The organism is Mesorhizobium temperatum (assembly GCF_002284575.1).
GTDB lineage: Bacteria > Pseudomonadota > Alphaproteobacteria > Rhizobiales > Rhizobiaceae > Mesorhizobium > Mesorhizobium temperatum.
On sequence record NZ_NPKJ01000037.1, the window covers coordinates 91724 to 105083 of the forward strand.

The 13360-nt window shown below is 61.2% G+C and carries 13 protein-coding genes and 2 pseudogenes; 9 read left to right on the top strand and 6 right to left on the bottom strand.

The window, feature by feature from the left end; translation table 11 throughout:
* Nucleotides 1–106: 106 nt before the first annotated feature.
* The 6 genes from CIT26_RS10490 to CIT26_RS10515 all read left to right on the top strand — a co-directional run bounded on the left by CIT26_RS10490 (nucleotide 107) and on the right by CIT26_RS10515 (nucleotide 6478).
* On the top strand, nucleotides 107–598 hold the full coding sequence (locus CIT26_RS10490) for an MOSC domain-containing protein (protein ID WP_095492509.1): 492 nt from the start codon (nucleotides 107–109) through the stop codon (nucleotides 596–598).
* A 6-nt stretch (nucleotides 599–604) separates the two neighbouring features.
* Complete coding sequence (locus tag CIT26_RS10495) at nucleotides 605–1555, top strand: PDR/VanB family oxidoreductase (RefSeq protein ID WP_095492510.1); 951 nt, start codon at nucleotides 605–607, stop codon at nucleotides 1553–1555.
* A 52-nt stretch (nucleotides 1556–1607) separates the two neighbouring features.
* Complete coding sequence (locus tag CIT26_RS10500) at nucleotides 1608–4010, top strand: transketolase (protein ID WP_095492511.1); 2403 nt, start codon at nucleotides 1608–1610, stop codon at nucleotides 4008–4010.
* Nucleotides 4011–4052: 42 nt separating this feature from the next.
* Nucleotides 4053–4775, top strand: coding sequence for a B3/B4 domain-containing protein (locus CIT26_RS10505; protein ID WP_095492512.1), 723 nt, complete (start codon nucleotides 4053–4055; stop codon nucleotides 4773–4775).
* A 1-nt stretch (nucleotide 4776) separates the two neighbouring features.
* Entirely contained in the window at nucleotides 4777–5400 is a 624-nt protein-coding gene (locus CIT26_RS10510) for an FMN-binding negative transcriptional regulator (protein ID WP_095492513.1), read from the top strand.
* Nucleotides 5401–5674: 274 nt separating this feature from the next.
* Complete coding sequence (locus CIT26_RS10515) at nucleotides 5675–6478, top strand: PhzF family phenazine biosynthesis protein (protein ID WP_095492514.1); 804 nt, start codon at nucleotides 5675–5677, stop codon at nucleotides 6476–6478.
* A gap of 78 nt (nucleotides 6479–6556) precedes the next feature.
* On the opposite strand, the pseudogene CIT26_RS10520 reads toward CIT26_RS10515, so the two are convergent.
* The 5 genes and pseudogenes from CIT26_RS10520 to CIT26_RS10540 form a co-directional block, all read right to left on the bottom strand.
* A pseudogene (locus CIT26_RS10520) lies at nucleotides 6557–6854 on the bottom strand (ATP-binding protein); the annotation flags it as partial.
* Between the two features lie 660 nt (nucleotides 6855–7514).
* Nucleotides 7515–7698 (bottom strand): annotated as a pseudogene (locus CIT26_RS10525) (type II toxin-antitoxin system RelB/DinJ family antitoxin); the annotation flags it as partial.
* 44 nt (nucleotides 7699–7742) lie between these two features.
* Complete coding sequence (locus CIT26_RS10530) at nucleotides 7743–8189, bottom strand: TIGR02588 family protein (protein WP_095492515.1); 447 nt, start codon at nucleotides 8187–8189, stop codon at nucleotides 7743–7745.
* On the bottom strand, nucleotides 8186–9028 hold the full coding sequence (locus CIT26_RS10535) for a TIGR02587 family membrane protein (protein WP_095492516.1): 843 nt from the start codon (nucleotides 9026–9028) through the stop codon (nucleotides 8186–8188). Before CIT26_RS10535 ends, CIT26_RS10530 begins: the two co-directional genes overlap by 4 nt.
* Nucleotides 9029–9363: 335 nt before the next feature.
* On the bottom strand, nucleotides 9364–9891 hold the full coding sequence (locus CIT26_RS10540) for a YciE/YciF ferroxidase family protein (protein ID WP_095492517.1): 528 nt from the start codon (nucleotides 9889–9891) through the stop codon (nucleotides 9364–9366).
* A 540-nt stretch (nucleotides 9892–10431) separates the two neighbouring features.
* Between CIT26_RS10540 and CIT26_RS10545 the strand changes: the two genes are divergently transcribed.
* Nucleotides 10432–11709, top strand: a complete 1278-nt coding sequence (locus tag CIT26_RS10545; RefSeq protein WP_245319333.1) for a phospholipase D-like domain-containing protein — start codon at nucleotides 10432–10434, stop codon at nucleotides 11707–11709.
* A gap of 314 nt (nucleotides 11710–12023) precedes the next feature.
* On the opposite strand, the gene CIT26_RS10550 is transcribed toward CIT26_RS10545, so the two are convergent.
* On the bottom strand, nucleotides 12024–12620 hold the full coding sequence (locus CIT26_RS10550) for a general stress protein (protein WP_095492518.1): 597 nt from the start codon (nucleotides 12618–12620) through the stop codon (nucleotides 12024–12026).
* A 150-nt stretch (nucleotides 12621–12770) separates the two neighbouring features.
* Between CIT26_RS10550 and CIT26_RS37510 the strand changes: the two genes are divergently transcribed.
* Together CIT26_RS37510 and CIT26_RS37515 are read left to right on the top strand one after the other, a co-directional pair.
* On the top strand, nucleotides 12771–13019 hold the full coding sequence (locus tag CIT26_RS37510; protein ID WP_245319334.1) for a hypothetical protein: 249 nt from the start codon (nucleotides 12771–12773) through the stop codon (nucleotides 13017–13019).
* A complete protein-coding gene (locus tag CIT26_RS37515) occupies nucleotides 13000–13182 on the top strand; it encodes a hypothetical protein (RefSeq protein ID WP_245319339.1) in 183 nt (60 codons plus the stop codon). Before CIT26_RS37510 ends, CIT26_RS37515 begins: the two co-directional genes overlap by 20 nt.
* Nucleotides 13183–13360: the final 178 nt, after the last annotated feature.

The following is a 13360-nucleotide window of genomic DNA, read 5'->3' on the forward strand; positions in this document are numbered from 1 at the left end:
GCCCCCGGAGCGCGGAAGCAAACATGGCGAACGGACATCTCGAGGATATCCTCAGATCCGGCTGGAAGCTGGACGCCGCGACTGCGGTCATGGAGGGCGAAGAAGCATGACGTGGCAAGGAACGCTGCTCCACATCCATGTCGCACCTGCGGCGTCCTACGAGATGGAAGAGTTGATGGAGGCACAACTCGTTGCGGGGCGCGGCATTGTTGGGGACCGATACTATCTTGGCACGGGGACCTACTCTCCGAAACCCGACGTGCGCGAAGTGACGCTGATCGAGGTCGAAGTCCTGGAAGCCATTGCACAGGGCGAGCCCAAGATTCCGGGTTTCGAGGCCAAGCTCGCGCCCGAAGATCATCGGCGGAACCTGACAACGCGCGGCGTACCGTTGGGGCATCTGGTCGGCAAGCGTTTCCGGATCGGGGAAACCGTCCTGCGGGCGGCGCGGATGAATTTTCCCTGCAAGTATATCGAGCAACTGCTCGGCATTCCCGGTCTCTACGAGGGGCTTCTGAACCGCTCTGGCCTGAACTGCGCGATCGAGGTTGGCGGCGTGATCCGCCCCGGTGATCCGATTCTTCCAGTTGACGAGTAAATCGATATGGCCTCGCCCCGCATCATCATGAAACTGACCGTGACCGCCGCCCGCAAGGAGCCAGGCGACGTCCTGGTCATCGACCTGAAACACACGCGCAAGCCTTTGCTGCCGCCGTTCGAACCGGGCTCTCACGTCGATATTCATTTGCCTGATGGGAAAGTTCGCCAGTATTCGCTCTGCGGCGATCCGACAGATCTGAGCCGCTACACGATCGCGGTGAAGCGCGAAGACGTTGGTAGCGGCGGCTCGGCGTGGATCCACGAGGCAGTGGCCGTCGGATGCACGCTCCCGGTTTCTGCTCCTCGCAATCATTTTCCGCTTGCCCCACGCGAAGGGCCAACCGTGCTGTTGGCGGGAGGCATCGGGATCACCCCGATCCTGGCAATGGCGCGCGCCCTGGAGCGGCAAGGCAAGCCGTACGAGCTGCATTACTTCACCCGCAGCCGAGCACTCATGCCTTTGTTGTCGGTCATCGAGCGGGAGCTCGACGACAACACTGTGTGGCTGCATTTCGACGACGAACCGGACACCAGACAGGATCTTGAATCCTTGCTATCGACGCGTTCCTCCGACGCACAGCTCTATTATTGCGGTCCACCGGGCTTCATGGCGGCCGTGGAGCGGGCGAGCGCGCACTGGCCGGAAGGAGCCGTGCATTTCGAGGCTTTTCAGCCGCCGCAGCAGGACGGTGCGCCACCCGAACCTTTCACGATCACCCTCCGCGATGGGACAGTCGTTCCTGTCGCGGCCGATACCTCGGCACTGGCAGCGCTGCGCGCCGCCGGCGTACTGCTCATAGCGTCGTGCGAGAACGGGGTTTGCGGAACCTGCGAATGCGGAATTCTGGAAGGGCAGCCGCTCCATCGGGATGCTGTCCTGTCCAAGGAGGCTCGGACTCATCGTTTTATCCCATGTATATCGCGCGCAACCGGCGTGCTGAGACTCGATCTGTGAAGACAGCCCTATCCGCAAGCACCGGTACGACGCATCAGTTGCGGAGACTTGGATGACATCGAAGTTCGCCTATCTCAGCCAGATCGAGCGCTGCGTCTCGTGGCTTGCCGCATGGACTATCCACCATGCCAACCACGTCCGCGAAGGCGACGAGATCAAGGTTGGTGGCCACCAGGCCTCCTCCGCCTCTCTCGGCACGATCATGACTGCGCTCTATTACTCTGCGCTGCGTCCGCAGGACCGGGTGGCGGTCAAACCTCATGCCGCGCCGATCTTCCATGCGATTCAGTATCTGTCGGGGAATCAGACGCGCGAGAAACTCGAAAACTTCCGCGGCTACAAGGGCGCCCAGAGTTACCCCTCGCGGACCAAGGACGTGGACGATGTCGATTTCTCGACCGGCTCGGTGGGCCTGGGGGTCGCTCAAACGCTCTTTTCCTCCCTCGTGCAGGACTATGTGTCCGCTCACGGTTGGATGAAGGGTCGGCCCGAGGGGCGCATGGTGAGCCTGATCGGCGACGCCGAGATGGACGAGGGCAACATTTACGAGGCCTTGATCGAGGGTTGGAAGCACGGGCTGCGGAACTGCTGGTGGATCGTGGACTACAACCGTCAGTCGCTCGACGCGGTCATCCGCGAAGGTCTCTGGCAGCGGTTCGAGCAGATATTCAAGAACTTCGGCTGGGAAGTGGTGATCCTTCGCCATGGCTCCCTCCAGCAGGCCGCCTTTGCCGAACCGGGAGGGGAGAAGCTGCGCGATTGGATCGAGCGGTGCTCCAACCAGCTTTATTCGGCGCTCACCTTTCAGGGTGGTGCGGCCTGGCGGAAGCGGCTGCTCGACGAGATTGGTGATCAGGGGCCGGTCACCGAGCTAATCGAACGCCGTTCCGACGACGAGTTGCAGGCGCTCATGGTCAACTTGGGCGGCCACGACCTGCCGAGCCTTCTCGAAGCCTTCGAGGCGGCCTCGCAGCATGACCGACCGGTCTGTTTCATCTGCTACACGATCAAGGGTTACGGCTTGCCGCTGGCCGGCCACAAGGACAACCATGCCGGCCAGATGACGCCCGCCCAGATGGAAGGCTTCCGCCAGCGGATGGGAGTCCGGCCCGGCGAGGAATGGGACAAATGGGCCGCGGCGACGTTGCCTCCGGCAGAACTAGAGGCCTTCATCGCCCAAGCGCCGTTCTTCAGCGAGGGCCAGCGCCGGCTCACTGCGCCCGGGGTTCCGGTTCCCGAGGCGCTGCCCGCGCCGGCACAGGGGGGCAAGCAGGTCTCAACGCAAATGGGTTTCGGCCAGATCCTGAACGAGATTGCGCGCAATGAAACGCCGCTCGCCGAGCGCATCGTCACGACCTCCCCGGACGTCACGGTATCGACCAATCTCGGCCCTTGGGTCAATCGACGCGGACTCTTCGCTCGCGAGAGCATGGCCGATACCTTCAAGGCCGAGCGTATCCCTTCAACCTACACCTGGGAGTTCGGGCCCAAGGGGCAGCACATCGAACTCGGCATCGCCGAATCCAATCTCATGATCATGCTCGGGGCGCTGGGGCTGTCGCATTCCGTGAATGGCGTGCGGTTGCTGCCGATCGGGACTGTGTATGATCCGTTCATCTACCGCGGGGCCGATCAGCTCAACTATGCCTGCTACCAGGATGCGCGCTTTCTGCTGGTCGCCACCCCCTCCGGCGTGACCCTCGCCCCCGAAGGAGGAGCGCACCAGTCGATCGGCACGCCGCTGATCGGCATGGCACAGGACGGGCTCTGCGCCTTCGAGCCGGCCTTCGTGGATGAGCTCGCGGTGATCATGCGTTTCGCCTTCGACTACATGCAGCGGAACGGCGAAGGCGATCCCGATGAAACGACGTGGCTGCGTGATCAGACGGGCGGATCGGTCTATCTGCGCCTGTCCACCCGGCCGCTGGAGCAGCCTCATCGCGACATGGGTGCGGAGCTGGCGCGCGACATCGTCAACGGTGCCTATTGGCTGCGCCCGCCCGGACCGAACGCCAGCGTTATCATCGCCTACCAGGGCGTGGTCGCGCCGGAAGCGATTGCCGCGACGGGTCTTCTGGCGGAAGACCGGCGCGATGTCGGGCTGTTGGCGATTACATCCGCTGATCGGCTCAATGCGGGCTGGCAGGCCGCGGAACGTGCCCGGCAGTGCGGAACAGAGGACGCGACGAGCCACATCGAGCGCCTGCTGGCGCCGTTGTCGCGCGATTGCGGGATCGTCAGCGTGATCGATGGTCACCCCGCTACGCTTGCCTGGATCGGCGGTGTGAACGGTCATCGCGTCAAGGCCCTGGGGGTCGAGCATTTCGGCGAGACCGGCACGATTTCAGAACTCTATCGTCACCACGGGCTCGACGCGAACGCCATCGCGCATGCAGCGCAGGCGGTGAGTGCCGGACGCAGCATTCGCTATTTGAAGTCGCTCCCTTCGCCCTGAATGAACCGCAACGCAGAACCTTCCCGCAGGACGGAGCAGCCCATGTCTTTCACGCCCATGATCGCCCCCGAGATTTACGCCCGACACCCGAACTTTCACTTGCTGAGCATCGTCGTGCGAAACGCGGAAGTCGACGTGCCGCAGGCCCCGGCGCTCGCCGACGTGATCGCGGCAGCGGAACATGCCGCGCTTGGCGACGATGCCCAACGGGATGCGCATCTTGCAGCTTGGGCCGAAGCCTACAGGGCCCTCGGTGCAAACGCTAATCGAACACCCTGCTCGGCTGCGGCGCTTCTCAAGCGGATACGCAAGGATGGCTCATTGCCACGGATTTCCCCGTTGGTCGATGCCTACAACGCCGTCAGCGTGCTCTACGGCGTTCCGGTTGGGGGTGAAGACCTCGACCACTATCGGGGTCTTCCGAGACTTCTGATCGCGACGGGGGCCGAGCCGTTCGACACCGTTCAACAAGGCGAACCGGTCACCGAGCATCCTGAGCCGGGCGAAGTCGTCTGGTGCGATGACGCCGGAGTCACCTGCCGCCGCTGGAACTGGCGGCAGGGGCGGCGGACTATGGTGACGACCGCTTCGCGCTCCCTTTGGCTTGTGCTCGAAGCGCTCGAGCCCATGCCTGGGGAGCGGCTGAGGGCCGCAGGGGCGCAACTGACCGGAGTGATTGAGGCGCTGTGCCCTAATGCCCAGATCGAAATCGCTGGGTTGAATACGACCACCCCCTGCCTAAGCCGCGCAGTCGAGAGAAACTAAGATGTACCGGCCCCGTCTATCTGTCGAAGACCGCCCCGATGTGCTTCTGGCCGCGATCCGCGAGATCGGCTTCGCCACGGTCGTGACGCCGACGCCTGCAGGCATCGAGGCCACGCATGTGCCGACCATCGCGCGGCAGGCTCCGGATGGAGGCCTGGTCCTCGCGGCCCACGTCGCGCGTGCCAACGCGCATTGGCGGGTATCAGAGGCCAGCGCCAGTCTCGCGATTTTTCAGGGCCCTCACACCTACATGTCGCCGCAGTGGTATCCGACCAAGCGCGGGACGGGAAAGGTCGTTCCCACATGGCTCTATATCGCCATACACGCGCACGGAACCTTGACCGCGATTGAGGATAGGGCCTGGCTGCGCCGCCAGGTTGAAGACCTGACCGACCGGCACGAGGCCACGCGCACAGCGCCCTGGAGCGTGTCGGATGCGCCGCAAAAATATATCGACAGCATGATGCGGGGCATTGTCGGTCTGGAATTTCGCGTCGAGCGCCTCGAGGGAGCATGGAAACTGAATGAGGAAGAGAACGCCGCCGACTTGGAGGGCACACGCCGGGGGCTTGAGGCCGCCGGTCAGGCCGGCGAGCTCTTGGCACGAGCCCTTGCCGAGCGGTGACGGTCGGTAGCGAAGTGCCGCCGCGGCGGGACCTGTAAAATCCAAGGAGGCGGAAGAGGCGGACAGCGCGTTGATCCGCCTCGAGGGTAGCAAGAGGCGAAGGGGCTGCCGCGACCACGACCCGCCGGAAGCCTAAATCAGCTCTCGGACCTTTGCGGCCATTGACAACCGATACGATGGGACGACGCGATGGACCCACAGCTGCCATTGACCGGCTGGCAGATGAGGGCTCCTCGGAATTAAAAGGTCGGCCGTCTGAAACGAGGATGTCCCCATGCGCATGTATCAGGTAGACGCGTTTACCGACCGGCTTTTTGCGGGGAACCCTGCTGCCGTTCTGGTGCTCGACGACTGGCTGCCAGATGACCTGATGCTTGCGATCACCCAAGAGAACAATCTTGCCGAAACCGCTTTCGCCAAAGCGCGGTCGGATGGCGCGTGGGATTTGCGGTGGTTTGCTCCGGCGCATGAGGTCGATTTCTGCGGCCATGCCACCCTGGCAACCGCGCATGTGTTACTGACCGAGGCCAAGGCCGAAGCTCCGCTTATCTTTCACACGCGCGTCGGCGAGTTGCGAGTTACACAAGGCCCGCATGGCTACCGACTGGACTTTCCCCGTCTGCCCCCGGAGCCATTGGAGACGCTTCCCGCAGAAATCGCACGTGTTTTCGACAATCCACCTGTCCGCATCTTCCGAAACTTCGAGAACATCTTCGCCGATCTCGGCAGCGCGGATGCTGTGCGTAGCTTTGTCCCTGACCTTGCCTCGATTGCTCGCCTCGGACGTGTGGGCCTTGTCGTGACGGGGCAGGAAGCCGACAACGGGCGAGCGCATTTCGTGTCCCGTTACTTTGCCCCCGGAGCCGGCATTCCCGAGGATCCAGTCACCGGGTCAATTCATGCCACGCTGGTTCCTTACTGGGGGGAGCGGCTAGGGCGCAAAAGGCTCATGGCTTTTCAGGCGTCGGCACGAGGCGGATGGCTTGATTGTGAATTGACCGAAGATCGAGTCTTTCTGGTCGGAAATGCCGTGACCTTCATGAAAGCCATGATTTCCCTTCCCAATGGTGCTTTGTAGGGCTCACAGATGCCTGCAAAGTCCTCCGCATGGCAGCCATCAGATCTTTGCTCGTTGAGCTTCCGCTCTGCTTGCCATGCCCGGCGGACTGAGGAACAGAACCGTGTCGCCAGAGGCGATCCAGCGACAGGTAGCCAGCTCCCTGATCTGCCCCTGATCCAGCGATGGATGGGCATCGAAGTCGAAGCCATCCAGTTCGCGCACGCGAGCTTGCTCGACATGGAGATGCGCCGCTCGTTGCGCCGGGCGATCTCCGCGACACAAAGAAGGCCATGGCCTCGCGCAAGGTCATCTTCGAACGCGCAGCCTCGTCCAGCAACGTATCGAGTTGGTCACGGATCGCCGCTGGATGAAAGTTGAGTGGGGCAGGTCGCAATTTGCCATGGTCATATGGTCGGCCACGACGACGCGACGCCCCCGGCAGCCGCGGATAACAAACGAATCCTTCCGATTCAGCTTAGCTGGAATGTGTTGTGTAACAAACTGCGTAACTGACAGAGCAAAAAATTCAATAATTTCAATGGCCGCCTACGTATGAAATCGAACGACGTTAAGTCCGCCAAACCATTTCTGAGCCTGTTCCACCGGCCAGAACCAGAGGACCTAGAGGGTCGAGTATCTAGGGGCTAACAACGCCTATTTCTCCAGCGTGCCATGATTCTCCAAGGCCTACCAGTCGTTGGCTTCCTTCGCGAAAGATCGGGCCAAAACATCAGCGACCGGTCACAGTTTCAGTTGCCGCGGGAAGCGCACGTCAAAACCCGAGTGTCGTGCAGAAGATCGCACATTTGCAGGGCGACTGCGCTGCGAAAAATGGGCGAAGCCATGAACGAGCTCAAAGACACGCCTATTAAAAACCTGGGCCGCCGTTCGCTCTCCAGATTTCGATGGGGATCGCGCCGATTGAGGTTAGTGACGACGTGGCGAATGGCTGGAGTGGGGCCGTTAGCGGAATGGCTGCTTGCGGCGTAGGGAAAGCGACAGCGGACGTTCAACTTGCGAGGCCACACGTCGCAGCCTGACCTGCCGTCCGCCGTTAAGCAAAATAGACCGCGTCGTCGGCGTCGTCGACGTCAGGCCGGGTATCCTTGAGCCCCTGCAGAACTTTCGCGCGAAACCAGGCATCATGGGCATTGCTGTTGCTGACAAGCTCAAGCGGCAAAGGCGCCCTCATTCGCTGTGCGGGTCAAGTGGATGCGCACGGCATCCGAAACGGTGAGTGCGGCTGCCGAAGGCTATGGCACGCAGCCGGTACCCCGGCCGGTCAGGGCTCACTGTAACCACTGGCAAAGAGACGCAGGTCATGAGCCTCGGGATTGCGACGGAAGATCAACGCGCCCTTCCGCTGGGATTTTTGTGGGATATAATCGAGCGTAGCACTGCTCTCCTCGACGACCTCGTCGCCGCTACGGAGTTCACCTTTGATCTCGACAGCAGCAACTGACTGTCCCGCGCGGTTGGCGGCGGCGAACTCGACCACGTAGCCGCCCTCGGTGGCGGCGACCTCGAGCGGCAGCACAACGATCTGGGCGGTCCCGTTGCGCCCGCTCAAGCCATCGAGAACAAGATAGCTGAGCACGGCAAGCAGGGCTACGGAGCTTATACCCGCGACTATCCACTCCGTGACCGAAGTCCCTGGTTTCCGTGTTATTCCTTTGTTGTCGGACTGCTGCTTTTGTTGCTTGTCGCCCTTTGCGGAATTCTTTGTCACAGGATGAGCCTCGCAACCGCCGCCCCGAGTGCGCCTGGAAACGAGAGAACCACGACTGCACTGAGTGTCTCCGAAAACCCGACGCCATCGGTCCTGCCGAACGTCCAAAGGATATAGAGGTTCACAAGCATCACCAGGACATAGCCGACGATCGCATAGCGAAAGAAGATGCTGAGGAACCCAGCGCCTGGCTCGGGGCTGTGCGAGCCGCGGAATTCGAACTCATAGACGAAGGCGTGCATGAGAGCGAGGGTTGCCACCACCAGAGCGATTTCCTGCCAAGGGTGCATCTTGTAAGCGATGAGGACGACCTCTTCCGTCGGTGCGATGTTCACCGATAGAAACAACGCTCCGACCACCATCAGGAACAGTTCTCCGGCGTAGCCGGGCTCCGGAATCTGCTCCTCCTCCAACGAGCCCGGGCCAAGCTGGGCGCGAGCCAAAGATGCTCCGAGACTGCCTGGGACAACCTGCACCGCAATCTTGCCAATCACCTCCCGCAGCGGCATTTCGACGGTCACGATGCCGAAAATAAAGAGCACCGCAGTAGCCGCGACAGTGGCCACAAGAATGGCGACAAAAGCATCGGCGATGCGGTCACCGAGCATCACCGTTTGGCGAAAGCCTCCATACTTGTGCAGCAACACCAGCATTGGCAAAGTGACAGCCAGCAAGAGGGCGAGCCGCAATGGGTGAAGGTGAAAGCCCAGCGCCCAGGCTTCCATGGTCATCAGCACCGGTACGGCGAAGATCAACGCTCCGGCGAAGGCGCGGCCAAGACCAATCCAGAACTCACGCGGAGTTGGTCCGTGCCTGACGATGACCTCAGCTGGCGGCACGCCGCTTCCTTTCAGAGGTAGCCTGATCTTCCAGTAGTATTGGCATTGCGATCAAGCGGGGAACAATGTTTCCTGCGCGTTCTTGTTCCGAACTACTGCGTTGGCTCTCATGCTCAAACCGCGCAGCAATGGCCACACAACTTAGAAGCAGCCGCAACACGCGAGATCACGATGATGTCGCAGATCGCTTCTTGTATTGGTCAGTAGGTTAGGGGATAGGTCTCCGACATACCAATAACCTGACACTCTCGCCATGATGTGGCGGTCTGAATTGTAGGCGCAGAACCCGTGGGGTTGGCGGCGCAAGCTTTGCCGAGGCCAACCCCCTCCGCAGGTTATGCAGCCTGTTGCAATGCGCGTTCGTTCACACCGCGCTCGCCAAGGGCGGAGAGCGCTTCGTCTGTTTTTGTCTCTTCTTGGAGTGTGGCCTTCAGGAGCTTCACCGCTTCGGGCTTTCCAAGCTGTTCCGCCCACGCGATGAGGGTGCCGTAGCGGGCGATTTCGTAATGCTCGACCGCCTGGGCTGCTGCCACCAAGCCAGCGTCCAGGGCCGGAGCACCCTTGTATTCTTCGAGGATATCCGAGCCCTCTTCGAGAATGCCGTCAATGGCTGGGCAGGTCTTGCCACGAGCGGACTTGCCGAAGAGTTCGAACACCTGTTCGAGGCGTTCGACCTGGCCTTCGGTCTCGGCGCGGTGCTTCTCGAAAGCCGCCGTCACCTCTTCGGATTCTGCTCCCTTTGCCATTTTTGGCAGCGCCCTCAAGATCTTCTTCTCTGCGTAATACAGGTCCTTCAAGCCGTCGAGGAATAGGTCTTCCAGGCTCTTCGTTTCCGTTTTTGCGGCCTTCTTCGTGGTTGCCATTGTGTTCGTCTCCGGGTTGGTAGAAGCCTCGCCGTGTCGGAGGCCACTGATAACCCGCCGCTCCAATACTTGTTCCATCATTTCGGGGTACCAAGCGGTCGGCCGTCAATCCAGTCGGGCAGCTTCTGGAGCTGGCAAAGGCGAGGGTCAGATTGGAAGCGCCGAGCAACGCGACAAAAATCTGCGCCAGGAAAAATGAGCCGCTAACAGGGTCGACCACCGGCACCGTCTGCCCGGCATAAGTCGGTCTGCATCACCGCACCCGCCGCGCGGCTCGCGTCGACGGCGAAGCCCTCACCCCCGACGAGGTCCATTGCTGGCGCAATTTGCGAACTACTTCGCTCGCCCGTTCGCATCACTCCGCAATCGTTTGCATCACAAACCGGGAACGAACAGGACTGTTCGTCATTTCACAGGACGCTTTTCTCGAACTGCATTGTGTTGTCATTAGTTGCGCATGACCGGGGATTTCGACCAACGGCAAGCAGGCGCGCTTCACCGCGCTCCGCGGCGGATGCACGTGCAGTTAAAGGGGGATGGGTGAAACGGCTGCTCGACATTCGCCTTCCCATAGGGGTCGTCCTGGGTTTCGTGTTGCTGGTCCTTACGCTCAACCTCATTCCCGAGCAGCATGCAGTACGCCAACGCATTCCACATACCTATGGCATTTCCGACCCGCAGTTCCTTGAGACCATGGAGGCCGTCTACGGCGGCGAAGTACGCCGGGGACATGGCGTTGAAACGCTTGTAAACGGCGATGAGATATTCCCGGCCATGCTCGGCGCAATCAGGGAAGCGCGGTCCTCGGTCAACTTTGAAACCTACATCTATTGGTCCGGAGAGATCGCTTTGCGCTTCGCCAACACTCTCGCCGACAAGGCGCGGGAGGGCGTACCAGTTCGCGTCCTCGTCGATTGGGTGGGGAGCATTCCGTTCGACCAACGCCTCATCGACATCATGCAGCAGGCCGGGGTTTCGTTTCACCGCTTTCGGCCGCTCCACTGGTACACCCTCGACCGGGTGAACAATCGCACGCACCGCAAGCTCCTCATCGTTGATGGATCTGTCGGGTTCACCGGCGGAGTTGGAATTGGCGACGAGTGGCTGGGTGACGCACGCAACGCCGACGAATGGCGTGACACTCACTATCGCGTCACCGGCCCGGCAGTGTCTGCAATGCAGGCGGCGTTTGCCGATAACTGGCTGGAAGCGACGGGCGAGGTCTTGCAGGGCAGCAAGTTCTACCCGGCCCAGGACGAGGGCGGCTCTTTAGGGGCGCAGGTCGTCATTTCGTGGCAGCCCGAAGGTTCGGTATCAATGCATCAGATGATGCTGATGGCGTTGGCGGCGGCGGAACGCCACATCCGGATCGGCATGGCGTATTTCGTGCCCGATGATGTTGCTCTCGCACAGTTGCTTGCGGCTCGGGCACGCGGCGTCGAGATCGACATCATAGTTCCCAGCGAGAACACCGATGTGCCGATCGTGCGGAAAAGTTCGCGCTATTTCTGGGGCGACCTGCTGCGTTCCGGTGTGCGGATACATGAATTCCAGCCGACTATGTATCACCCCAAGCTCGTGATCGTAGACGACGCTTGGGTAACCATGGGATCGGCCAATCTCGACGAGCGTTCGCTACGGCTCAACGACGAGGCTAACCTCAATATTTACGGGGAGGAGTTCGCCGCCGAACAGATTGCGATCTTTCAGGACGATCTTAAACGGTCGCGGCAGATCAGTCTTCAGGAATGGCAAAGTCGACCGCTCAGTGAAAAATTCACTGACTGGATCGCGAGCTGGATGAGAGCTCAACTTTAGGAGCCGCGGGCGTTCCGCCTCCGGTCAGGATCACGGCTCCTGTTCATTTGGCCGATTAGCTTGGGCCGGCCACAGTTTTACGCAACCCCTGCCACCGGTACGCCCCGGCTGGGGAAGTGGCGCCATGGTCGAGGAACCGGCCACGGAACATGTCCTTTTCACGATCCAGCCAACGACGAACCGTACAGGACCCACCAGTTTGCAATAGGCCCGGAACGCGGTGCTTTGACCCAGCAGTGATGGCGGGCACAATGTGGGAGGAGCGGGGGACGCCTGCCTCAATAACGAGGCAGGCTTCACGCTCCGTTTGAGCCTTATCGGGGGAACGGGGTGATGATCGGATCTTCGTCCTGACTACGTCGATATTCGCTGCGAGCATCTTCATCCCATGGATCGGCCGATTCATCAAAGCCAGCCCACCCGTCAGCTTCAAACTCGCGCCTCAGTGCGGCTGCATCCGACGCCTGTCCCAATATGGCCTGCGCGGCATCCGCCTGAGCTTCATCAACGCGGGCAATCACTAAGGTCTTCCCCCGTCTGACACCCTCGGCGTAAACATGCGCGTCGTGCTCATCAATTCCTGCGTCGGTTAAGGAACCGAGCAAGCCGCCCACCGCTCCGCCGGCCGCGGCACCAATCAGGGTAGTCGCCAGCCACCCCACGCCGACAACCGGACCGATGCCCGGAATGGCAAACGCGCCAAGTCCGGCCAGCAGGCCCCCAACACCTCCGACGGCAGCGCCAACACTCGCGCCGGCTACTGTGCCGTCCGCATCCTGCATCTCTGCCGACCCACTTCCGGACGGTGCAACAAGACTGATGTCGCTGCTTGAAACCCCGGCATACTCCAGAGCTTCGACTGCCTGGGTGGCCTGTTCATAGGTATCATAAAGTCCGCTGATCGTTCTCATTCTTCACCTTTTTTGCCACCCGCGGATGCGGGCAGTCCGAGCAGTAAACTCGGGCGTTCGCGAAACGTTCCGACTTTAAGACAAGCGCCCCTCACAGTGACGATTTGACTGACCCAGATTACCTCCCGGTCCACGACCACGGCCACCGAAATGGCGAAAGAGCTCACAACGCGACTAACGTCGCTTGGACGGGCGCACGACCTTGTGCGCCCGCTTCCGGGTCACCAGGGGCGGGCAGCGCTGCTGGGCGACCTGCTGTCCGTTCTGCTCTCGCCATATGAAGACATGGGAGCATTCAGCGGCCGCATTCGCGTAGCGGTTCCCCGCATGGGAGTTGGCGAGGGGGCGGCGACTGCCATTCCACGAGCGCGACGAGGACGTGAATATTGTCTGGACTGAACGAGGCGGACCGGAGGTCGAAGCTAGCAGGTTAGAAGGCTACGGGAGCAAACTGGTCGCGCGAAGCGTATCAGGCCAGCTTGGCGGCTCGATCGCATATGACTGGTCGGAGGATGGATTGATCGTCAACCTCAAGGTCAAGGCCAAAAAGCTGGCCGCATAGGAAGTCCGCCTGAAGATACAGCCACAAGTGTTTCGCTCACCAAGGTCCGAAATCCGGCATTGGTGGCGGTTGCTACCGAATGGCGCGAAATTGAGGAGGGTCGCGTCCCTACAGGTGGTGTAGCTCGGCGGTAGCGAAGCCGCTCGCGAGCGCGCCCTCGATAGCGCTGTAGCGAGCG